Here is a 21,795-nt window from a genome sequence, read left to right as displayed (position 1 = left end):
GGGTCCTTCCTGGGGACGGCCGCGTGCGGGGCGCGGCCGTGCGGTGCGGTTACGCCTTCTGTGCGGACTCGGCGTACTCCTTGGCCATCCGGTCGCCGCCGTTCTGCTTCCAGGTGCGCACGGCGTCCTTGAGGCTGGAGGCGGGTGAACGGCCCAGCGTGACCGCGGTGATGGCGTCCTTCATCTGCTGTTCGAGGGAGGCGCCCTTGGTGTCGTACGTCGCGGAGTAGAGGTGGGCGGCCGGATTGGGCAGCAGCAGCGGAGCGGCCTTGGACTGCCACGCGTGGTACATGGCGTCGACGCCGGGGGCGCCCTGCGGGTCGCACAGCACCTGGGGTCCGCCCGCGATGTAGGCGAAGCCGAGGTCCTGTTCGCGCTGACCCTGCTTGCTGAGGACGGGGGCCTTGTCCTTGACCGTGTAGTCGCTGCCCTTGACGCCGTAGCTGAGGACGAAGGACTCCTGCGAGCCGAAGGGTGAGGCGAGGTAGTCCAGGACCCTCAGGAAGCGGTCGATCCGCTTCTTGTCGCTGGTCTTCTTCAGCATGGTGATGGCGTACGCACCGGTCCCCTGCCAGTAGGTGGCCTTGCCGCCGTCCTTCTCGAACGGGGGGATCATGCTGAACTTGACGTCGTGGTCGTCGAAGGTGATACCGACCGAGCGGTTGCCGTCGACCATGATGGCGATCTTCCCGGCGCGGAAGAGCGCGCCGCGCTGCACCTCGCTCATGGTCGCGGTGTCGGGGTGGAAGTAGCCCGCCTTCTTCAGGTCGGCGACGGCGGCGACGGCGGGTATGAACTGCTCGTGCTCGTAGTGGGAGACGAAGCTGCCGTCGCCCTTCTGCGTCCACCGGTTGGGCACGCCGAAGATCATCATCATGTTCTCGACGGTCTGCATGTCGTTGACGACGCCGCAGAACGCGTAGACGCCGGCCTTGTGGTCGGTGACGGCCTTCGCCATCTCCTTGAACTCGGCGAGCGTCTTCGGTTCGGGGTTGGCCCCGGCCTTCTGCAGTACGTCGATCTTGGCGAAGAGCTGGCTGGTGAACGGCGGGTCCGACTTCGGGACGGCGTAGAGACGGCCGTTGAGGTAGCCGTTGAGCCAGCTCGCCTCCTGGATGCCGGCGAGATTGGGGTACTTCTTCACCGCGTCGCCCGACAGGTACTCGCTGAGGTCGGTGAACTGGGCCTGGGCGAGCTGGGGCAGGCGGGACACGTTCATGCCCATCGGCACGGACACGACCTCGGGCAGGTCGTTGCCGGCGACGAGTGCGGGGAACTTCGTGCCGAAGTCGGCGTACGGCACTCTGAGCGGCTTGAGCTGGAGGTCCAGCTCCTTGTTCAGCAGCTGCCAGTAGACGTTCTCGCCGAGCGAGGGGGCGGGCTGCCCGTAGGTCATGACCAGGAACTCGAACTCCTTGCCGTCGCCGGGCGCCTGCTTCACCGTGCGTGCGCCGTTCAGCGGGAAGGAGGCGTAGACGTCCATGACGCCTTGCGCGGTGCCGGGCAGGAGGGGCTTCGGCTTGTTCGCCGGCTCGACATAGGTGGGGATGGGAACGGCCTTGCCGGCGGGGGCGGCGCTCACCCCTGTGCCGTCGGAACACGCGGTCAGCGCGGACAGCGAGGTGGCGCTCAGCGCGGTGAAGGCGGCGCCCTTGAACAGGGTGCGGCGGCTGAGCTGGGGGTTGATCGGCATTCTGTCTGTCTCCTAGCCCTTGATGGCCCCGGTGAGCATGCCTTTGGACATGTGCTTGCTGAGGAAGGGATACGCGCACAGGATCGGAAGCGTGGCGACGACGACCAGCGCCATCTGCATGGACTGGGCCGGCGGCAGGTCCTGGACCGCGGTGTTCTGCGAGGTCGTCGCGACGCTGCTCGCCAACACGAAGTTCCGCATGACCAGTTGGAGCGGCCACTTGTTGGAGTCATTGAGGTAGAGCAGCGGATCGAAGTAGTTGTTCCAGTAGCCGACGGCGATGAAGAGGCCGACGACCGCGATCACCGCCTTGGACAGCGGCAGCACGATGGACGCGAAGATGCGCCACTCCCCCGCCCCGTCCATCCGCGCGGCGTCGAAGAGTTCCTGCGGGATGGCCTGGATGAAGCCCCGGACGATCACGATGTTGAAGGCGCTCACGGCACCGGGAATGATCAGCGCCCAGTAGGTGTCGAGCATGCCGAGCTGCTTGACCATCAGATAGACGGGGATCATGCCGGGCGCGAACAGCAGCGTGAGCAGCACGAAGGACAGCAGACCGCGCTGGAAGATCGCCCCCCGGCGGCTGAGGCCGTACGCGGCGAGGACGGTACAGACGAGGCTGAAGGCCGTGCCCACCCCGGTGACGCCGACACTCACCACGATCGAGCGGGCGACCCCGGTTCCGTCGAAGATCTGCCGGTAGGCGGCGAAGGACACGCTGGTGGGCCACAGTACGTAGCCGCCGTTGGCGTCGATCTGCTGTCTGGTGGCCAGGCTGGTGGAGACGACCGTGAGGAACGGGAAGATCACCACGGCGGCGATCAGGAACAGCGCGAGGCCCTTGAGCGCGAGCGCGATCGGCTTGGGCTTGCCCTGCCATACAGGGCGGTGGACGAAGGAACTCATCGCCGGTAGATCCCTTCCTCGCCGAAGCGGTGGGCGAGCTTGTTCGCGGCGAGCACGAGGGCGAGGCTGACCACGCCCTTGAGCAGCCCCGCTGCGGTGGCCACGCCCCAGTTGCCGTCCTGGACACCGTTGAAGTACACGTAGGTGTCGATGACTTCGGCGGCTCCGGGGCCGACCGCGTCGCGTTGCAGCAGGATCTGCTCGAAGCCGACGGTGAGGGCGTCGCCGAGCCTGAGGATCAGCATCAGGATGATGATGGGGCGCATGCCCGGCAGCGTGACGTGCCAGAACCTGCGCAGCGCGCCGGCGCCGTCGATGGCGGCGGACTCGTACAACTGCGCGTCGATGGCGGCGATCGCGGCGAGGAAGACAATGGTTCCCCAGCCGGCGTCCTTCCAGATGGCCTGCGAGGTGAGCAGGAGCTGGAAGGTGCTCGGGTCCGACATGATGCCGATGCCGCTCATCCCGTGGGTGACGAGAATGCGGCTGATGATCCCGCCGCCGCCGAGCATCTGCTGGAACAGGGCGACGATGATCACCCAGGACAGGAAGTGCGGCAGATAGATCACCGACTGCACGAAGTTCTTCACCGCCGGCATCGCCACCGAGTTGAAGAGCACGGCGATCAGGATCGGCACGGGGAAGAACAGCAGCAGTTGGAGGAAGGTGATCTCGAAGGTGTTGCGCAGGGCGCCCCAGAAAAGGTCGTCCTGGAAAAGCGCGGTGAAGTTGTCCCAGCCGACCCACTGCGACTGGGTGAAGCCGAGGAACGGCACGTAGTCCATGAACGCGACGACGCTGCCGAGCAACGGTATGTAGGTGAACAGCAGCAGGACCAGGACGGCGGGGGCCGTCATCACCAGCAACGGCGAGTCCTGGCGCAGGCGCGTGACGAAGGACTTGGCGCGAGCCGCGCGCGACGTCTTCCCGGCCTTGTTGTGCGGTCCGGTCTTCTTGTGCGGTGGGGAATGAGCCGGCCGGTCCTGCAAGGACTCGGCCGGGCGTGACTGCGCGGCGGCATTGACGGTCATGGGGACCTCTCGACACTGGGAACTGCGCAGATACCAGAAGAGTTTGGGGAACGTACCACTTGAACCAAAGCAATACAACAAGTAGCGTCGCGGCGGAACTTGAACGACGATCACCCTTCACCGGCGACAGTTGGGACCCGTCTTGGACGCCTTTCGAGCTCTGTTGCCCCGCCCCAAGAAAGCCCAAATCAGCGCCGGTCACTGCACGTTGACAGCTGACGCGCCCATCGAAGGGGCCCACTCACCGCTGGCCGGAGCCATGGTGCGGAGCTTTCTCTCCGAACTGCTCCATGGCCCGATGTCGGGCATACCAAGCAATACCACTGAGTACACACAGGTATTACTCACGGACGGGGCGGAGGGCTACGGCCCCGGGGCTCACACTCTGCGTATCTCACCCGCCCGGGTCGAGATCACGGCGGGTGACACCGAGGGGGTCGCGAACGCCCTGACCACGCTGCGCCAGTTGCTGCCCGACGCGGTGCACCGTCGCGCGGCCACCCCGCCGCCCGACGGCTGGCGGGTGCCCTGCGGGGTCGTCGAGGACGAACCCGTCTTCGTCTGGCGCGGCGCCATGCTCGACGTCGCCCGTCACTTCTTTCCCAAGCGGACGATCCTGCGCTACGTCGACCTGCTGGCCGCCCACCGCTTCAACCGCCTGCACCTGCACCTGTCCGACGACCAGGGCTGGCGGGTGGAGAGCCGCCGCCACCCCGAGCTGCACACCACCGGTTCCTGGCGCACCTCCACCCGGCTCGGCCCCGACGGCCCCGACGACGGAACCCCGCACGGCGGCTACTACACCCTCGACGACCTCGCGGAGATCGCCGGCTACGCCCGGCTGCGCGGCATCACCCTGGTCCCGGAGATCGACGTACCCGGGCACACCTCCGCCCTGCGCGCGGCAGCACCCCAACTCGGCCGCCCCGGAGAGCCGCAGGCCGTGCTCGACACGGTGTGGGCGGGCGGCACCTCGATCGCCCCGGTCGCGCTCAGCGAGACCTATCTGTGCGACGTGCTGGAAGAGATCGTCGAGGCGACCGGCGCGCCGTACGTCCATCTCGGCGGGGACGAGTGCGCGATGGACTGGTGGGCCGAGGACCCCGAGGTGGCAGCGGCGATGGCAGCGGCCGGATGCGCCGAACCGCGCGAGATGCACGGCCATTTCCTGCGTTCGCTCGGCCGGTTCCTGGCCGGTCTCGGCGTACGGATGATCGTCTGGGACGAGGGATACGTCACCGGAGGCGTACTTCCCGACACGATCGTCATGGCCTGGCGGGGCGACGAGGCCGCGGGGCGGGCCGCGACCACCCACGATGTCGTGCGCTCCCCGCTCTTCCCGACCTACTTCAACTTCGACCAGTCGGACCTCGACGCCGAACGCCGGTCGGAGGGCGGCCCGATCACCCTGACCGACGTGGCACATTTCGCGCCCGCCCCGGCCGCCTGGTCCGAGGAGCGGCGGGCCCACGTCCTCGGCGGGCAGTTCCAGATCTGGACCGAGTGGGTGCCCGACGAGCGGTACCTGGACTATCTGGCCTTCCCGCGCGCCTGCGCGCTCGCCGAAGTCCTGTGGTCGGGCGGCATCCCGGACGCTACCGACTTCGACGCCAGGCTCGTACGCCAGCTGCGGCGGCTCGACGCGCTGGGCGTGGAGTACCGGCCACTCGCCGGTCCCCACCCGTGGCAGACCGGCGGCACCGGCGTATGGAAACGCTCCTCACCCGGCCGGATCGAGGAAACCCGCAAGTGGCTCGACTCGATCTCCGACCAGCCCTGAGAGCCGGCCTTCGCATGACCACAAGACCGGAGAGAGTCCCGTGACAGAGATCCTGATCAGCCACGTCGGCTACAACACGGCTGCCTCCAAGAAGGCGATCGTGCTGCTCAACACCCCGGGCACGGAGGCCGAGTTGCCTGCCACGGCGACCCTGGTCGGCGAGGGCACCCGGCGGCAGCTGCCGGTCGGCCCGGTGGAAGGCGTCGACCGCTGGTCCGTCGGCTCCTTCCGCCGGATCGACTTCTCCGAACTGCGCACCGCGGGCACGTACCACATCGAGTACGGCGCCGATCGCTCCGCCGACTTCCGCGTCGACGCGTCCCTCCTCCAGCAGAGCACGCTCTCGGACGTCCTGTACTACTTCCGCTCGGTTCGCTCGAGCGGCGCCATCGACCGCAAGGACCGCCACGCCCGCTTCTACGGGGACGACTCCGGCCGCACGGTCGACGCACGCGGCGGCTGGCTCGACGCCTCGGGCGACTTCAGCAAGTTCCTCAGCCATCTCAACTACACACGCATGATGAACCCGCAGCAACTTCCCTTGTGCGCCTGGGCATTCATGGAGACGCGGGACACCCTCGCGGACCGACAGCCGCGCCTGCACCGGGCACTCGGCGACCGTCTGCGCGACGAGGCGCTGTTCGGGGCCGACTTCCTGGTCCGCTTCCAGTCCCCGGAGGGCTACTTCTACACCGCGATCTTCGACGCCCTCACCAAGGACCTCGACGAGCGCGTCATCAACGCCCCGCTCCAGGAGTGCGTGCGCACCCAGCGCTGGCAGGCGGCCTACCGTCAGGGAGGCGGCCTCGCGATCGCCGCCCTGGCCCGCGCCGCCACACTGGACGACCACGGTGACTTCGACAGCTCCGCGTATCTGACCGCCGCTCGCCGCGGCTTCGAGCATCTGGAACAGCACAACAAGGAGTACCTGTACGACGGCGAGGAGTCCGTCATCGACGACTACTGCGCTCTGCTCGCAGCCGTGGAGCTCGTACGCGCGGGCACCGGCGAGCCCGATCCCGCACTCCTGGACGCCGCCGAGCGCCGCGCCGCCTCACTCGCCGACCGCTACACCGACTCGGGCCACGGATTCGGCTATCTCGTCGGCGATGTGACGGGGCGTCCGTTCTTCCACGCCGCCGAATCCGGACTCCCGGCCGTCGCCCTGCTGCGCTTCGCCGACATCTGCCCGGACTCCCCCCTCGCCCAGGCCGCTCGCACGACCGCACTCTCCTTGATGCACGACGCAGCCACCCTCGCCGACGAGGTGGCCAACCCCTTCGGCTGTGTACGCCAGTACGTGCAGCCGACCGGCTCCGCGCCGCGCACCAGCTTCTTCTACCCGCACGACAACGAGACCGGGTACTGGTGGCAGGGCGAGAACGCCAACATCTGCTCGGTGGCCTACGCGGCCCAGCTGGCCGCCGAACTGCCCGACTGCCCACCGGAGTTGCGCCCCCGGCTGCTGCGCCTGGCGGAGGACCAACTGCACTGGGTGACCGGCCTCAACCCCTTCGACGCCTCCATGATCAAGGGGATCGGACGCAACACCGTCGACTACCACCCGGACTATCCCAACGTCCCCGGCGGCATCCTCAACGGCATCACCTCAGGCCCCGAGGACGAGCACGACATCGCCTTCATGCCCGAGCACCACCGGGACACCGGCAACAGCTGGCGGTGGACCGAACAGTGGATCCCGCACTCGGCCTGGTTCCTGCTGGCCTCGGCGGCGGCCCGATGACCGCGGTCCCACACCCCTTCGGTTCAGCCGTCGTACGCCCTTTCCATCCGGCCGACCTGCCCGGCATGTACCGGGTGTGCCTCAGGACCGGTGACTCGGGACGGGACGCGACGCCGCTCTACCGCGACCCCGATCTGCTCGGCCACGTCTATGCCGCTCCCTATCCGGCCGCCGACCCCGCCCTCACCTTTGTCGCCACCGACGAGCAGGGTCTCCTCGGATACATCGTCGCCACGGCCGACACGTACTCCTTCGAGGAGTGGCAGGAAGAGCACTGGTGGCCCGGTCTGCGCGCCCGCTACCCTCCCGCGCTCGCCGTGGACCCGGGAGACAGGACGCATGACTGGCGCCGCGTGGACCATCTCCACCGGACCCGGCCGCACCCTCACGACCTGTACGTCCGCCACCCCGCGCACCTGCACATCGACATCCTTCCCCGCGGCCAGGGCAGGGGGCTCGGCCGCCGCCTGATGAACGCGCTGACCGCAGCCCTGCGTGGCAGCGGCGTACCGGGGCTGCACCTCGGCGTGGGCAGCGGCAACCCGGGGGCCCACGCCTTCTACCTGGCGGTCGGCTTCACCGAACTCAGCCGCCAGGAATGGGGCTCACAGATGGTGATGGCACTGGACTGAAAGCCACCGGGATCCGTCGGGCCTGCCTGGCCCGCGAGCAGCGTGACCGCCGTCAACGGAGTCATGACCGGGCGCGCACCCGCGCCGTCCGGGTGCGGGCGCGGGGCGGGTTCGTTCTCGCGTACAGGGCCGCCGCGCGCCGGCCCCGTCGCGCCATGGGCGCGGCCACGCGCGGGCCGCGCCGAGGACCGTCATGGCCTGCATTGCGCGCGCGTGCGTCAGTGGCACGCGGGCCCGCCGCCGTGACCGCGTCCGTTGCTGCTGCGCGGCACGTCCAGGGTGGGATTGCGGTCGAAGAAGCCGACGGGCCTGAGCGTGAAACCCGTGTGGTCGACGGGCATGACAGGCCAGTCCTCGGGGCGCGGGAAATGGGTGAGCCCGAAGGTGTGCCAGAGCACGATGTCCTCGCCGTCCACACTGCGGTCGGCGGCCGTCCAGGCCGGCAGCCCGGCGCCGCCCGGGTGCTGGTTGACCAGGTCACCGGCCGGATAGCGCTCGTCGTCGGCGTGCCGGGTGACCCAGAGGTGCTTGGTCGCGAAGGCCGCCCGCTCGGTGACCGACGCCGAGTCGTCGGCGAGCAGGGTGGGCAGGCCCTCGGGCATCAGGGCGTAACCGACCGGCTGCCCAAGGCGGTTGGTCACGTCGGGGTTGACGATGTGCCAGACCCGGCCCTTGCTGCCGTCCGCCTGTCGCTGCGCCCGGCTCTCCGCGCCGAGGCGGGTGACCTGGCGGGCGAAGGCGTTGCCGTACGGGTTCTTCTCGCTGATGGGGATGCGGACCGCGTCGACCTCGTCGACCGCGTTGCGCTGCCCGTCGACCGCCATGTCGAGGCGGGCCGAGAACAGGTGCTGGTGGAAGGGGGCACCGAGGCCCGGGGCGATCTCGGTGGCGAACTCCCTTCCCTCCTCCGAGTATCCGGAGGTGAAGACGACGCCGGTCGCCTTGGCCTCGCACTCGATGGTGCCGTCCAGGTAGAGGTACCAGTAGAAGCCGTAGTCGTAGTTGCCGACAGTGGTGAAGAAGGAGATGACCATCCGGCGCTGGCGGCGGGTCTCGTCGGAACCCGCGAAGAGGTCGCTGTGCTTCCACAGCACCCCGTGGTCCTCCTCATGCATGCAGATCGCGTTGCGGATGACGGACGGCTCACCGAGCTCGTCGGCGATGGTCACGTCCGTGTAGTGGATCTCGCCCAGGCAGTCGCAGCCCAGCTCCAGGGAGTTGGTGTACCGGCCGAAGAGGTACTCGCCCTGGTCGAAGTAGTTCTGCCAGAACCGTACGGGAGAGGCGTCGGCGTACGGGACGACCATCTCGGCGATCGAGGCACGGTGCACCACCGATCGGTCGCGCCCCAACTCCCGGTCGTAGAAGGAGATCTGGTGAAGCGTCAACCCCTCGCGGACGTTGAAGCCGATGCGCAGCGACCAGTTCTCCCAGCGCAGCAGCCCCTCCTCGACGGTGAAGGAGACACCCTCGGGCTGGGTGATCTCGATGGGCTTGAGGGTGGTGCGGGCCGGCCCGGTGTACTCGGGGTCCTGGAAGTTGCCCGACTCCTTCGGCACGGCGAGGAGTTCGTGGTCGATGATCTCCATGACGGTGCGTGCGGTGAGGTCGACATATGCCACCAGACCGTCCACGGGGTGGGCCCACGGGTGGTCCTGCTCATGGTCCTGGTGGAAGCCGAAGCTGCGCACGATCCGCCGGCCCGTCTCGCCCTCGTATCCGTAGTGCCCCGCCGAGAGCGGGCACGCGCGTACGGTCCCGGGAGTCAGGCCACGCCTGGCGAGTGCCGCCTGCCAGCCCTCGTCGACGTCGAGGATCTCCTGACAGGTCTCGAACTCCGAGTCCAGAATGGGCAGTTGACCGGCGATCGAGGTGTCGATCTTCTCGAAGCTGTCGATGGCTCCGCGGGTGACGGAGACGATCGTGTCGTACGAGTCGCCGTTCGCGCGGTCGAGCAGCATCACCCGCAGCCTTCGGTCCACGGGGCCGCCGGGGGTGAAGGCGAGCAGTTCGGCCTTGGCGGGCTCCTCGGGGCCGACGAAGACGAACCGGATGTCGCCACCGAGGTGTCCGGCCGCCTCCAGTACAGCGCGTGCGGTGCGTATCTCGTCGGCGGTGAGCAGCGCGAGGGGGTGGCTGGTCGTCATGTGTGCCCTCCTGGGACGGGGACCGGGGCCGGCCTGGGGAATGTCAGGTCACGCGGAGACAGGCAGTTCGGCGGGGACGGTTCCGCGGTGCCTGCGGGCCCAGCCGAGGACGAAGGCGGCAGCGAGCAGGCCGAGCAGCGCGGATGCGAGCGCGGCCGAACCGCCGATCAGCAGGGGAAAGTTGAGCAGCGTCAGGACAAGGAGCACAAGGAGCCCCGCGCCGCCGAGTGCGGGCGCCCAGAGAGTCTGCCAGCGGCGGGTGTCGCTGCGCGTGCGGCGGAAGTAGACCACCACCGCCACGCAGGTGAGCAGCATCAGCACGTCGACTCCCGCGCTGGCGAGGCCGCCCATCCAGGTGAAGACCTCGGTGATCGGGTCCATCCCGGCCAGGGCGAACACCGCGATCAGCACGACCGCGCTGCCCGACTGGGCCAGCGACGCCGCATGTGGCGAGTGATGGCGGGCATGGGCGCGGCCGAGGCCGGCGGGCAGCGCACCGCGGTCGGCGAGCGAGTGCACATAGCGGGCGATGACGTGGTGGAAGGAGAGGACACAGGCGAACAGACTGGTCACGAACAGCACTTGGGCGAGGTGCTCGGCGGGCGAGCCCAGATAGCGGTGCACGGTCGTCATCAGCATGCTCTCCGGATCGCGGCGCGCCTCGGCGACGGCCCCCTTGTCACCCCAGGCGGAGATCAGCGCCCAGCTGGAAAGCGCGTAGAAGACGCCGACGAGAGCGAGGGCGAGATAGGTGGCGCGCGGGATGGTGCGGTCGGGGTCGCGGGCCTCGCCGCGGAAGACGGCGGTGGCCTCGAAGCCCAGGAATCCGGCGATGGCGAAGGTGACGGCGAGTCCCGGCGCTCCCGAGGTCAGCCGGTCGGGGCTGATCAGCGCGGTGGACAGGCCGTGTTCGCCGCCGCGCACCAACACCGCCATGTTGAGCACGAGGACGATGCCGACCTCGCCGACCATCAGCACACCGAGGACCTTGCCGCTGAGGTCCACCTGGCGGTGGCCGAGCACACCGACCACCAGGGCGACCGCCCCGGCCCAGGCCCACCAGGGCAGATGAGCGCCCCCGTACGACTGGACGAGACTGTCGAGCGCCACCCCGATGTACCCGTACACCGCCGCCTGGATCGCGGTGTAGGTGACGAGCGCGAGGTAGGCGGAGCCGAGCCCCGCGCGCCTGCCGAGGCCCTGGTCGACGTACGCGTAGAACGCTCCCGCCTCCTTGACGTGTCGCGCCATCGCGCAGAAGCCGACCGCGAAGAGCAGCAGGACCACACAGCACACGACGAAGGCGGTGGGGAAAGCGGCGCCATTGCCGAGGGCGATACCGAGCGGAACGCTGCCGCCGACAACGGAGAGCGGGGCGGCGGCCGCGAGAACCATCAGCACGATCGAGGCCGTGCCGAGGGAGCCGCGGAGGGCGGGCGGTGCGGTCGCGGTGGGCGGGCTCGCCGTACTGGTCATCGCGGGCTCCTCTGCGATCGCGGGTGCCGGAAGCGGCTTGTGCCGCAGTCTCAACAGCGCGCGTTGCCGGGCCGTCACGCGTCGGTGAAAGCCCCCGGCACACCGAACGGGAGAGCGCCGCGCCCGCTTTCCCGTTCCGGAACACGCCCCGGCGATCTGCCGCTCATGCGGCCGAAACAGAGCGGTCCTACCGTGCGCCTCGGCACCACCGGCACCAGGGCACGGAAGGGGCGGTTGATGAGCGTCCACGGCACGGCTGCTTCTCCCCTGCTGCGCGGCCGTTCCCCCGTCGGCGGCCTCGACCGGCGCTCGCTCGGCCCGCTGCCGGTACTCGCCCAGTCGGTCTCCGCCGTCGCGCCGACCGCCGCGATGGCGACCACCCCGGGTCTGGTCAGGGCGGACACCGGCGTCTCGGCCGTGTGGTCGGTGGCGCTGGCGACGGTCCTCGCGCTGCTGGTCGCCGCGTGCGTACGGACCTTCTCGCGCCGGATGGCCGCCCCGGGCGCCCTCTACTCGTTCACCGCCAAGGGGCTGGGTCCGGCCGCCGGGTTCTGCTGCGGCTGCGCGCTTCTCATCGGGTACGGGGTGCTCGCGATGGGTGCCCTGATCGGCTCGGGGCTGTACGCAGAGCAGTTCCTGGCCCGTCTGGACATCTCGCCCGGACCACCCGAACTCCCGGTGGCGGCCGTGGTGTTGGGGGCCGGGATCGTCGTCGGGTGTTTCCTCGTGCGGGGCGTGCGCCTGTCGGCCGGGCTGGCGCTCTGCCTGGAGGCGGCGTCGATCGTCCTGGCGCTGACGTTCTTCGCGGTACTGCTGGTGCGTCACGGCGCTCATCCCGATATGCGGCAGCTCACCCCGCCGGTCTCCGCGCCGGGTCCCGTGGTGGCCGGGGCGCTGCCCGCCTTCGCCGCGTTCATCGGCTTCGAGAGCGCCGCCGCGCTGGGCGCCGAGACCCGGCGGCCCTTCCTGACGGTGGGGCGGGCGGTGCGGTGGACCGTGGTCTGCTCCGCCGCACTGTTCCTGCTCGCCGCCTACGCCCAGGTCCTCCCCACGCCCAGGCAGACCTCGGTCCGGCTGCCCGCCCTGCTCGATCTGGGCGTCTCCCTCTCCTTCTTCGCCTGCGTCATGGCGTCGGGAACCGCGCTGGTGCGGCTGCTGTTCTCGATGGGACGCGAACGGATGACGCCGCGCCGCCTGGGCCGTACCCACCCCACCCACCGCACCCCGCACATCGCCATCGCCGTGGTCCTTCCGGTCCTCGTCCTCGTCCCACTGACGCTCATCGCGGCGGGCGCGGCACCGCAGGTGCTGTTCGCGCGCCTGGTGAACCTCTGCGTGTACGGATTCCTCACCGCGTACGCCCTGGTGTGCCTGGCCGCCCCCGTCTTCCTGCACCGCATCGGCGAGCTGACCCGCGGCCCGGTGGCCGTCGCGGTGCTCTGCGTGCCGTCACTGCTCGCCGTCCTGCTCGCCCACGCGGCGACCGGCGGCGCCCTCGTCCCGTCAGTCTTCGTGGCGCTGATGGCGGCGGGGACGGCCCGGTTCCTGTGGATGCGCCGGCGCGATCCGGGAAGTGTCGGGGCGATCGGCGTGTACGACGAGACGAGCGCCACCGACGTGTTCCCCGGGCCGCCCCGGTGAGCGGGGAGACGCTGCCTCTCAGCGGCCGCCAGCCCCGCGCCGTACGCAACGCGCTCTCGGTGCTTCAGCAGGTGGCCAGGGCGGGGCCCGGGGTCACCGCCAAGGAGATCTCGGCGGCCCTGCGCCTCGCGCCCGCGACGACGTACCGGCTGCTGAACGTGCTGGTGGAGGAGGAGTACTTGGTGCGGATGCCGGATCTGCGCGGTTTCGCGCTGGGCCGCAGGGTCTCAAGCCTGGCGGGACCCCGGCCGGCGCACGAGGTACCCGCCGCCGCGCATGCCGTGGTCGCCCGGCTGCGGGACCAGGTGCGCTTCGGCGTCCATCTGGCCGGTTTCACCGAAGGTCTGGTCCACCTCACCGACCCGGACCCGGACCATCCGCCGGCCGACGGCGGCCTGCTGGCGGAGCTGGCGCGCATACGCGACGACGGGCTTGCCGTCCGCCGCTTCGCGCTCGGCCCGCACCATGCATGTCTGGTTCAGCCGGTCCGCAGCGCCGCGAACGGACGGCTGGCCGCTGCGCTGGCGGTGTGCGGGGCGGCCGGCCGCCTCGAAGCGCCCGACGACCGGCTCGTACACCAATTGAAGCTTTCAGCCGAGGAGTTGGCGCTCCTCGTGGTGTGAAGTTCCCCCAGGCCCGGTGCGGGGCGGCAACTTTCTCCGCTGCGGGTGGACGACCGGGCCTCCGGCTGCCCGGGAACCCCTGTCAGGGAGGTGCGTCACTCCCGCGCAGATGCAGCTTCCCTGCTGAGGGGGCACCGACGCGTCCCGAAGCGGTCGGTGCGGTCACCGGTCCGGGCGCCGCGCGCTCTGCCGCTGGGGACCGTCAGCCCGGACCGGGCGGAATTGACCGCATGGTCCCCCACCGGCCCCGGAAACGAGTGAGAGGCAGTCTCGGGATGTCCCGATACTGCCTCTCACCTGCGACTCTCACGAGTCGGGACGACAGGATTTGAACCTGCGACCCCTTGACCCCCAGTCAAGTGCGCTACCAAGCTGCGCCACGTCCCGGTGCCCGTCTGACCTGGGCTTTCCCCTGGCTGAACGTGCACCGAAACAATACCGCACTCGGGCCGGTGGTCGCGCACCGCTTTATTTCCGGGCCGGCACCCCGCGCGGGCGGGACGAGAAGTGTCGCTTGACCTCAAGTTTGGTCGAGGTTGCACGATCGTCGGCATGACGACCACCACGCAACGCGACGACCCGCGGTACCGGTACGCGGACCTGCCCCGGCTGATGGGACTGATGACCGGCGACGAGAAGCACGGGCCCGCAGCGACGTCCACGCTGGACGCGCTGTGGGTGCTGTACGACCGGGTACTGCGGGTCGGACCCGACCGGGCCGAGGACCCGGAACGGGACCGGTTCCTGCTGTCCAAAGGGCACGGCCCGATGGCGTACTACGCCGTACTCGCCGCCAAGGGCTTCGTGCCCGCCGACTGGCTGCCCGGCTTCGGCTCGTACGACTCTCCCCTGGGCCACCACCCGGACCGGGTGCTGGTACCGGGCGCCGAAATCGGCAGCGGTTCGCTCGGGCACGGGCTGCCGATCGCCGTCGGCATGGCGCTCGGGCTGCGCGCCCAGGGGCGCGGCGAGCCGCGCGTGTGGGTGCTGGTCGGGGACGCCGAGCTGGACGAGGGCAGCAACCATGAGGCCATCGCGTACGCCGGGCCCGCCGGTCTGGAGCGGCTGCACACCGTCGTGATCGACAACTCCTCCGCCAGTCATGCCCGGCCCGGCGGCATCGCCGCCCGGTTCGAGGCGGCGGGGTGGTCCACCCGGACCGTCGACGGGCGTGATCACCAGGCCTTGTACGACGCCTTCACCGCACCTCACCCCGGGCGCCCCCACGCCGTGGTCGCCCAGGTCGAGCCGAAGTCCGCGTGAGCCCGCGGGCCCGGGTGTGGGTCCCAGCCGCGCACCGGCTGCCGCCCGCGCCCCGGCCCCTGCCCCGTAGCACCCGCGTCTCTCCACCGCACAGTCATCTCGTAGAAGGACCAAGCCCATGGACACCATGCGTGACCGTTTCGCCCCCGTCGTCTCGCGGCTGCTCGACGAGGATCCGCGGGTCGCGGTCGTCCTCGCCGAGATCGGCAAGGACGGCTTCACGGAGGCCCGGCGCCGGCATCCGGACCGGGTGATCAACGTCGGGATTCGCGAACAGCTCCTCGTGAGCGCCGCCTCGGGTCTAGCGCTGACCGGGCTGCGACCGGTGGTGCACACGTTCGCGAGTTTTCTGGTCGAGCGGCCGTTCGAGCAGGTCAAGCTCGACCTCGGCCATCAGAACGCGGGCGCGGTCCTGGTGAGCGCCTCCGCGTCCTTCGACTGGCCGGCCGGCGGCTTCACCCACATGTCACCCGGAGACGTGGCCCTGCTCGACACGCTGGACGGCTGGACCGTGCACGTCCCCGGGCACCCCGACGAGGCGGAGACGCTGCTGCGGCACGCGGTCGCCGCGGGCGACGACAAGGTCTACGTGCGGCTGTCCGTGCAGGCGAACACCCGGGGGCTCGCGGTCGACGGGACGCGGTTCCGCACCGTCCGCGAGGGACGCGCGGGCGTGGTCGTCGCGGTGGGCCCGATGCTCGACGCCGTGCTCGACGCCACGGAGGGACTCGACGTGACGGTCCTGTACGCGAGCACCGTCCGCCCCTTCGACGCGGCGGCGCTGCGGCGGGCCACCGAGACGGCACGTGCGGACGTCGTCCTGGTCGAGCCGTACCTGGCCGGTACGTCGACGGCCGCCGCGAACGACGCGCTCGCCGAGCTGCCCCACCGCGTCCTCGGCCTCGGCGTCGGGCGCCGCGAACTGCGCCGGTACGGCGGCATCGACGAGCACGTGGCCGCCCACGGGCTCGACGCCGGGGCGCTGCGGGAGCGGATCGGCGGGTTCGTCGGGGCGGGGGCGCGCGTCTGACCGTTCGACGCGGGGTGCTCAGTCGGCCGGGCGCCCCAACTCCGGGTAGGCGTCGAGGAGTCGGGGCGGGGCCGCCTGGCGCCAGGAGTCGGCCAGGATGTCGTGGAGTTCGGCGTCGTCCTCCAGTACTCCGAGGCGGACCCGGACCCAGGCGAAGCCCGCCTCGTGGTCGGCGATCCAGAACTTCCCGGGCTCGGCCAGGGCGAGTTCGTCACGCTCCTCCTTCGGGCAGCGCACCGCGATCGACGTCTCGTTCTCGGGCAGCGTGGCGAACATCTTGCCCGCGACCCGGAAGGTCGGCATGTTCCAGGCGACCTTCTCCGTCGTGTCCGGCAGGGAGAGAGCGATACGGCGTACGTCTTCGGCATCCGGCATGCCCCGCACCGTAGCCAATGCCACCGACAATCACCTGGTGGGGCCAGGGGGAGACCCGGGCGCGGGTGCCGTCCGGCGAGTAGGCGGGGACGGTGACCGCCGGGCGAGGGCATCTCGGCCCGGTGCGGTGGAGGCCCCGGTCGCGAGGCGCCCGCGGCAGCCGTCCAGGCGCCCGGAGGCGTCAGGCGTCAGCCGCCGAGTGCCCCCGCCTCCGCCCCCGTCCGCTTGTAGAAGATCGTCGTGGGATGCAGCGCCCCCCGAGGCGTCGCCGCGTAGTCCGGGATCGCTCCCACCCGGGTCCAGCCGGCCGACCGGTAGAGGGACTCGGCAGGGCTGTCGGTCTCGGTGTCGAGGTGGAGGAGGGTCACGCCGGACGCGGCCGCCGCCTGCTCCGCGGTGGCCAGCAGCGTACGGCCGAGACCTTGCCCGCGGCCGTCCCGGTGCACCATCAGCTTCACGAGTTCGGCGCGGTGGCGGCTGTTGGGCTTGTCGGGGAAGGCGAGGCCGACGGTGCCGAGCACGCGGCCCGCGGAGCGCGCCACCCAGACGCCGAGCTGCCCGGCGACGACAGCGGCCGCCCGCTCCTCCCACCAGGCGACGGCCGCAGCGCGGTCGAGCGGGGCGAGGAATCCGATGGAGGCCCCGCCGTTCACGGTGTCGGACAGCAGGTCTGCCAACTCCTCGGAGCAGGCGAGTAGTTGTGCCGCGTCGAGGCGGGAGACGGCCGTCACGGCAGGACCACCACCAGCGCGTAACGGACGTCCGCGGGGCCGGGACACCGGAAGCGCGTCGGCCCCCACACCCGCAGCCGCAGGCAGTCACCGGGGGCGAGACGGTGCTCGACGTCCTGGGCCGTCACGACGAGCGTCCCGTCCAGAACCCAGATGTGCTGTTCGAGACCGGGCACGGGCGGGCGGTCGTACGCGATGTCCGCACCGGCCGTGAGCCGGCCCTCGACGAGTTCGCCGCGCAGTCCCGCGTGCGGCGGCGACACCGATCGCCGTACGAAGCCGGAGGCCCGGTCCTCCCAGATCGCCTGGTCGGCCGCCCGGACGGTCAGGGCCGGTGCCGCCTCGACCTCGCTGAGCAGACGCGACATGGTCCGCCCGTAGACATGGCACAGGCGGTTCAGGAGCGAGGCCGTGGGACTGATCTCCGCGCGCTCGGCCCGGGACAGGGTCGAGCGGCTCACCCCGCTGCGCTCCGCCAACTCCCCCAGGGACCAGCCGCGTTCGGCCCGCAGCTCGGCCAGCCGGGCGGCGAGCCGCGCGTCGACGGCATCCTCCACATCGCTTCCCATATCCGGGATGCTATCCCATATCCGAAACGGAACCGGGTCGCTCCCCCTTCGCGCCCTGGAACAGTGACGTCCTCAACTCACCAGCTCCGGCGCGAAGTAGTCACGCAGCAGGGCGATCTTCCCGTCGCGGATGCGGAAGATCTGCACGAGGGAGATGGTCACGTCCTCTTCGTCCCCGTCGAAAACCGTGTCGATCTCGGCGATGAACACGTCGGGATCGGTGGTGGTGTGCAGCACGTACCCGGTCTTCTCCAGGTTCGGCGCGCGGCCGTCCTTCGCCAGCTGCTCGTAGTACACCGCCATGGCGCGGCGGATCTCTTCACGCCCCACCAGCCGCCTGGGGAAGGCGCCACCGGCCGGCAGGAGCGGTGCCTCGAGGACGCCGTCCGGGGTGAAGGTCTCGGCCAGGGCATCAGCATTCCGGGTCAGGGAACCGGAGTAGACGTAGTTCTCGAAGATCTCCTGCGGCGTTCTGGACACGACAGCCTCCCTGGACGCGGGCACGGAAGACCACATCATCACAGTGACGCCTTCGGGAACACGCCTTCCAGAAATGCTCTGGCCGACCGAAGACCGGCCCGGTCGTCGCGGGGGTCGCAGTCGTCGCGGAGGTCGCGGGGGTCGCGGGGGTCGCAGTCGTCGCGGAGGTCGCGGGGGTCGCGGGGGTCGCGACGGCTCAGGTCGCGGCCTTGGCCAGCGCCTCCAGCACCGGCCGGATCAGCGGATGGTCCTCGGCGCCCCGGCGTACGGCGGCGAAGACGCGGCGGGTGGGGGCGGTGCCGTCGACCGGGCGGACGACCACCCCCGTGAGATCCATGCCGCGCAGGGCGGACCGCGGCACCAGGGCGACGCCCGCGTCGGCCGAGGCGAGGGCGACGACGGCCCGGAAGTCGTCCGAGGAGTGTTCGAGGCGGGGCTGGAATCCCGCGTTCTCGCAGGCCAGGACGACCACGTCGTGACAGGGGTTGCCGGGGTAGGGGCCGATCCAGGGGTCCTTGGCCAGTCCGGCGAGCGGGACCTCGCCGGCGTCGGCCAGGGGGTGCGTGACCGGTACGACCGCGTCGAACGGCTCGGCGTACAGCGGGACGTGGGTGAGACGCGGGTCGTCCGCGGCCGGGGCGCCCCGGTACTCGACGGCGACGGCGACGTCGACCAGCCGGTCCAGGACCATCGGCAGACTGGCGTCGCCCTCGGCGTCCTGGACGCGGACCCGGATACCGGGTGCGGTGGTGGCGAGGCGGGCCAGCGCGGGAGCGACCACCAGACCGATGCCGGTCGCGAAGGATGCGACGGTCACCGTGCCCGCCGCGCCCGAGCTGTACGCGGCCAACTCCGCCTCGGCACGCTCCAGTTGGGCCAGGACCACATTCGTATGGCTGAGCAGGATCTCGCCGGCGGGCGTCAGCCGTACGCCACGGGCGCTGCGCTCGACGAGCCGGTGGCCGGTCTCCTGCTCCAGCGTGGCCAGCTGCTGGGAGACGGCCGACGGGGTGAGATAGAGCGCGGCGGCAGCCGCCGTCACCGTGCGGTGGTCGGCCACCGCACGGAGGATGTGGAGCCGCCGCGCCTCGATCATGTGACCGATTCTCTCAGGTCACGCGGGCCTTTGAGCCCTCACGTCCGGGCGCCCGTACCGGACCGCGCGTGCCGGCGCCAGGCCGGACCGCCAGGTACAGGCGCCCGGGTCAGCCTTCGAGTTCCGCGCGCGCCGCCACGAACGCGTCGACCGCCCGGTTCACGTCCTCGGTCGAGTGCGCGGCGGACAGCTGCACCCGGATCCTGGCCTGCCCCTGCGGCACCACGGGGTACGAGAAGCCGATCACGTACACGCCACGCTCCAGGAGCAGCTCCGCCAGCCGTCCGGCAACGGACGCGTCGCCGATCATGACGGGGGCGATCGCGTGGTCGCCGGGGAGGATGTCGAAGCCCTCGGCGGTCATCCGGGAGCGGAACAGCGCGGTGTTCTCGGCGAGCCGGATCCGCAGGTCGTCGGCCGACTCCAGCAGGTCGAGCACCTTCAGCGAGGCCGCCGCGATCACCGGGGCGAGCGTGTTCGAGAAGAGGTACGGGCGCGAGCGCTGGCGCAGCAGGGCGACGATCTCGGCGCGGGCGGCCACGTAACCGCCGGACGCGCCGCCGAGCGCCTTGCCGAGGGTGCCGGTGATGATGTCGACGCGGTCCATGACGCCGTGCAGTTCGGGGGTACCGCGGCCGCCGGGACCGACGAAGCCGACGGCGTGCGAGTCGTCGACCATGACCATGGCGTCGTAGCGGTCGGCGAGGTCGCAGATCTCGCGCAGCGGCGCCACATAGCCGTCCATCGAGAAGACGCCGTCGGTGACGATCAGCCGGCGCCGGGCGTCAGACGCCTCCTTGAGCTGCGCCTCCAGGTCGGCCATGTCGCGGTTGGCGTAGCGGAAGCGGCGGGCCTTGGACAGGCGGATTCCGTCGATGATCGAGGCGTGGTTGAGCGCGTCGGAGATCACCGCGTCCTCGGCGCCGAGCAGGGTCTCGAAGACGCCTCCGTTGGCGTCGAAGCAGGAGGAGTAGAGGATCGTGTCCTCCTGGCCCAGGAACGTGGACAGGCGCTGCTCCAGCTCCTTGTGCACCTCCTGCGTACCGCAGATGAAGCGCACGGACGCCATGCCGTAGCCCCAGCGGTCGAGGGCCGCGTGGGCGGCGGCGACGACCTCGGGGTGGTCGGCGAGACCGAGGTAGTTGTTGGCGCAGAAGTTGAGCACTTCGCCGGGGCGGCCGCCCGTGGTGACGCTCACGGTCGCGGACTGCGGGGTGCCGATGACCCGCTCGGGCTTGTGCAGGCCCGCGGCGCGGATCTCGTCGAGGGTGGCGCGGAGATCGTCGCGAACAGAGTTGAACATGGGGGACTCCATAAGGTGCAGAGACGGGCCGAGCCGGAAGATCAAGCAGTCCAGTCGAGGATGACCTTGCCGCCGCGGCCGCTCGCCGCGTCGGCGAACGCCGCCTCGTAGTCGTGGAAGCCGTACCGGCCGGTGATCACGGGAGCGAGGTCGAGGCCGCCTTCGAGCAGGACCGACATCGCGTACCAGGTCTCGAACATCTCCCGGCCGTAGATCCCCTTGATCGTGATCATCGAGGTGACGATCCGGGACCAGTCGACCGGGAACTCCTGGGAGGGCAGGCCGAGCATCGCGATCCGGCCGCCGTGCGTCATGTTGGCGAGCATGTCGCGCATCGCCTCGGGCCGCCCGGACATCTCCAGGCCGATGTCGAAGCCCTCGCGCAGGCCGAGGGTGCGCTGGCCGTCGGCGATGGTCGCGTCCGAGACGTTCAGCGCGAGGCTCACGCCGATCTTGCGGGCGAGGTCCAGCCGCTCCTCGCTGACGTCGGTGATGACGACGTTGCGGGCGCCGGCGTGGCGGGCCACCGCCGCGGCCATCAGGCCGATCGGACCGGCGCCCGTGATCAGGACGTCCTCGCCGACGAGCGGGAAGGAGAGGGCGGTGTGCACGGCGTTCCCGAACGGGTCGAAGATCGCGGCGACATCGAGGTCCACGGGAACGCGGTGCACCCACACGTTGGCGGCGGGCAGGGCCACGTACTCGGCGAACGCGCCGTCGCGGCCGACCCCGAGGCCGACCGTGGCCCGGCACAGGTGGCGGCGCCCGGCCAGACAGTTGCGGCACTTGCCGCAGACCAGGTGGCCCTCGCCGCTGACGCGGTCGCCGGCCTTGATGTCGGCGACGTCACGGCCGGTCCCGACGACCTCGCCGACGAACTCGTGCCCGACGACCAGCGGGGTGGTGATCGACGCCTGCGCCCAGCCGTCCCAGTTGCGGATGTGCAGGTCCGTACCGCAGATCCCGGTCCTGAGGACCCTGATCAGTACGTCACCGGGGCCGATGGACGGTTCCGGGACGTCCGTGAGCCAGAGGCCGGGCTCTGCCTTCTCCTTGACGAGCGCCTTCAACGCAACGGCTCCTGTGGGTGAGGTCCCGGACCCGGGCATGCCGAAGGAGCCCGTACCGGGGAGGGGGTGAAACAGACGGGGTGCGATCCCGTAGGAATCTGCCGTACTGCGGTGCCCCCGGTCCATCGAGGTTTTCTTAAGCGCCGCCCCAGCTTTCCTTCACGCCTCCCCGAAACCGGGCCCTGCCACCGCCGGGTACGCG

19 protein-coding genes and 1 tRNA gene are annotated in these 21,795 nt (G+C 70.6%); 7 read left to right on the top strand and 13 right to left on the bottom strand.

Features of this window, described 5'->3' with window-relative positions; genetic code table 11:
- Nucleotides 1-49 precede the first annotated feature (49 nt).
- The 3 genes from ACFWM2_RS02590 to ACFWM2_RS02580 are packed head-to-tail and all read right to left on the bottom strand — an operon-like array spanning nucleotide 50 to nucleotide 3,633.
- Nucleotides 50-1,693: a hypothetical protein gene (locus tag ACFWM2_RS02590; protein ID WP_383272185.1), complete on the bottom strand. Its 1,644-nt coding sequence runs from the start codon at nucleotides 1,691-1,693 to the stop codon at nucleotides 50-52.
- Nucleotides 1,694-1,705: 12 nt separating this feature from the next.
- Nucleotides 1,706-2,602, bottom strand: a complete 897-nt coding sequence (locus ACFWM2_RS02585) for a carbohydrate ABC transporter permease (protein ID WP_383272183.1) — start codon at nucleotides 2,600-2,602, stop codon at nucleotides 1,706-1,708.
- Nucleotides 2,599-3,633: an ABC transporter permease gene (locus ACFWM2_RS02580; protein WP_383272181.1), complete on the bottom strand. Its 1,035-nt coding sequence runs from the start codon at nucleotides 3,631-3,633 to the stop codon at nucleotides 2,599-2,601. The genes ACFWM2_RS02585 and ACFWM2_RS02580 overlap by 4 nt, the downstream gene beginning before the upstream one ends.
- A gap of 130 nt (nucleotides 3,634-3,763) precedes the next feature.
- Between ACFWM2_RS02580 and ACFWM2_RS02575 the strand changes: the two genes are divergently transcribed.
- From ACFWM2_RS02575 to ACFWM2_RS02565, 3 genes are read left to right on the top strand one after another with little or no spacing between them, the layout of a single operon-like run.
- Entirely contained in the window at nucleotides 3,764-5,413 is a 1,650-nt protein-coding gene (locus ACFWM2_RS02575; protein WP_383272179.1) for a beta-N-acetylhexosaminidase, read from the top strand.
- A 40-nt stretch (nucleotides 5,414-5,453) separates the two neighbouring features.
- Nucleotides 5,454-7,157 (top strand): glycoside hydrolase family 9 protein, encoded by a 1,704-nt coding sequence (locus tag ACFWM2_RS02570; protein WP_383272178.1) that lies wholly within the window; start codon nucleotides 5,454-5,456, stop codon nucleotides 7,155-7,157.
- Nucleotides 7,154-7,789, top strand: a complete 636-nt coding sequence (locus ACFWM2_RS02565) for a GNAT family N-acetyltransferase (RefSeq protein WP_383272175.1) — start codon at nucleotides 7,154-7,156, stop codon at nucleotides 7,787-7,789. Before ACFWM2_RS02570 ends, ACFWM2_RS02565 begins: the two co-directional genes overlap by 4 nt.
- A 218-nt stretch (nucleotides 7,790-8,007) precedes the next feature.
- On the opposite strand, the gene ACFWM2_RS02560 is transcribed toward ACFWM2_RS02565, so the two are convergent.
- Nucleotides 8,008-9,936, bottom strand: a complete 1,929-nt coding sequence (locus ACFWM2_RS02560; protein ID WP_383272173.1) for a primary-amine oxidase — start codon at nucleotides 9,934-9,936, stop codon at nucleotides 8,008-8,010.
- Between the two features lie 48 nt (nucleotides 9,937-9,984).
- Nucleotides 9,985-11,412: an APC family permease gene (locus tag ACFWM2_RS02555; protein WP_383272171.1), complete on the bottom strand. Its 1,428-nt coding sequence runs from the start codon at nucleotides 11,410-11,412 to the stop codon at nucleotides 9,985-9,987.
- A 237-nt stretch (nucleotides 11,413-11,649) separates the two neighbouring features.
- Between ACFWM2_RS02555 and ACFWM2_RS02550 the strand changes: the two genes are divergently transcribed.
- Together ACFWM2_RS02550 and ACFWM2_RS02545 are read left to right on the top strand one after the other, a co-directional pair.
- Nucleotides 11,650-13,053 carry an APC family permease gene (locus ACFWM2_RS02550; RefSeq protein ID WP_383272170.1) on the top strand — a complete coding sequence of 468 codons (1,404 nt, stop codon included), beginning with the start codon at nucleotides 11,650-11,652 and terminating at the stop codon, nucleotides 13,051-13,053.
- Nucleotides 13,050-13,676 carry a helix-turn-helix domain-containing protein gene (locus ACFWM2_RS02545; protein ID WP_383272168.1) on the top strand — a complete coding sequence of 209 codons (627 nt, stop codon included), beginning with the start codon at nucleotides 13,050-13,052 and terminating at the stop codon, nucleotides 13,674-13,676. Before ACFWM2_RS02550 ends, ACFWM2_RS02545 begins: the two co-directional genes overlap by 4 nt.
- 313 nt (nucleotides 13,677-13,989) lie before the next feature.
- On the opposite strand, the gene ACFWM2_RS02540 is transcribed toward ACFWM2_RS02545, so the two are convergent.
- A tRNA-Pro gene (locus tag ACFWM2_RS02540) sits at nucleotides 13,990-14,063 on the bottom strand.
- A gap of 165 nt (nucleotides 14,064-14,228) precedes the next feature.
- Here ACFWM2_RS02540 and ACFWM2_RS02535 point away from each other — a divergent pair.
- Together ACFWM2_RS02535 and ACFWM2_RS02530 are read left to right on the top strand one after the other, a co-directional pair.
- Nucleotides 14,229-14,939 (top strand): transketolase, encoded by a 711-nt coding sequence (locus ACFWM2_RS02535; RefSeq protein ID WP_383272166.1) that lies wholly within the window; start codon nucleotides 14,229-14,231, stop codon nucleotides 14,937-14,939.
- 118 nt (nucleotides 14,940-15,057) lie between these two features.
- On the top strand, nucleotides 15,058-15,969 hold the full coding sequence (locus tag ACFWM2_RS02530; protein WP_383272164.1) for a transketolase family protein: 912 nt from the start codon (nucleotides 15,058-15,060) through the stop codon (nucleotides 15,967-15,969).
- 18 nt (nucleotides 15,970-15,987) lie between these two features.
- Here ACFWM2_RS02530 and ACFWM2_RS02525 read toward each other — a convergent pair whose 3' ends face one another.
- The 7 genes from ACFWM2_RS02525 to tdh form a co-directional block, all read right to left on the bottom strand.
- The gene (locus ACFWM2_RS02525) at nucleotides 15,988-16,344 is read right to left on the bottom strand and encodes an MmcQ/YjbR family DNA-binding protein (RefSeq protein WP_383272162.1); all 357 of its coding nucleotides are present in this window, start codon (nucleotides 16,342-16,344) and stop codon (nucleotides 15,988-15,990) included.
- Between the two features lie 188 nt (nucleotides 16,345-16,532).
- On the bottom strand, nucleotides 16,533-17,075 hold the full coding sequence (locus ACFWM2_RS02520) for a GNAT family N-acetyltransferase (RefSeq protein WP_383272160.1): 543 nt from the start codon (nucleotides 17,073-17,075) through the stop codon (nucleotides 16,533-16,535).
- Nucleotides 17,072-17,644 (bottom strand): helix-turn-helix domain-containing protein, encoded by a 573-nt coding sequence (locus ACFWM2_RS02515; protein WP_383272158.1) that lies wholly within the window; start codon nucleotides 17,642-17,644, stop codon nucleotides 17,072-17,074. The genes ACFWM2_RS02520 and ACFWM2_RS02515 overlap by 4 nt, the downstream gene beginning before the upstream one ends.
- A 72-nt stretch (nucleotides 17,645-17,716) precedes the next feature.
- Entirely contained in the window at nucleotides 17,717-18,124 is a 408-nt protein-coding gene (locus ACFWM2_RS02510) for a nuclear transport factor 2 family protein (protein ID WP_383272156.1), read from the bottom strand.
- A gap of 196 nt (nucleotides 18,125-18,320) precedes the next feature.
- On the bottom strand, nucleotides 18,321-19,220 hold the full coding sequence (locus ACFWM2_RS02505) for a LysR family transcriptional regulator (protein WP_383272154.1): 900 nt from the start codon (nucleotides 19,218-19,220) through the stop codon (nucleotides 18,321-18,323).
- Nucleotides 19,221-19,329: 109 nt separating this feature from the next.
- Nucleotides 19,330-20,523 carry a glycine C-acetyltransferase gene (locus tag ACFWM2_RS02500; RefSeq protein ID WP_383272152.1) on the bottom strand — a complete coding sequence of 398 codons (1,194 nt, stop codon included), beginning with the start codon at nucleotides 20,521-20,523 and terminating at the stop codon, nucleotides 19,330-19,332.
- Nucleotides 20,524-20,564: 41 nt separating this feature from the next.
- Nucleotides 20,565-21,593 carry an L-threonine 3-dehydrogenase gene (gene tdh / locus ACFWM2_RS02495; protein ID WP_383272150.1) on the bottom strand — a complete coding sequence of 343 codons (1,029 nt, stop codon included), beginning with the start codon at nucleotides 21,591-21,593 and terminating at the stop codon, nucleotides 20,565-20,567.
- Nucleotides 21,594-21,795: the final 202 nt, after the last annotated feature.

Source organism: Streptomyces sp. NPDC058371 (assembly GCF_042723265.1).
In the GTDB taxonomy this organism is placed as follows: domain Bacteria; phylum Actinomycetota; class Actinomycetes; order Streptomycetales; family Streptomycetaceae; genus Streptomyces.
Note: the sequence above shows the minus strand (reverse complement) of the source record. Positions and strands in the feature narration are given on the sequence as shown.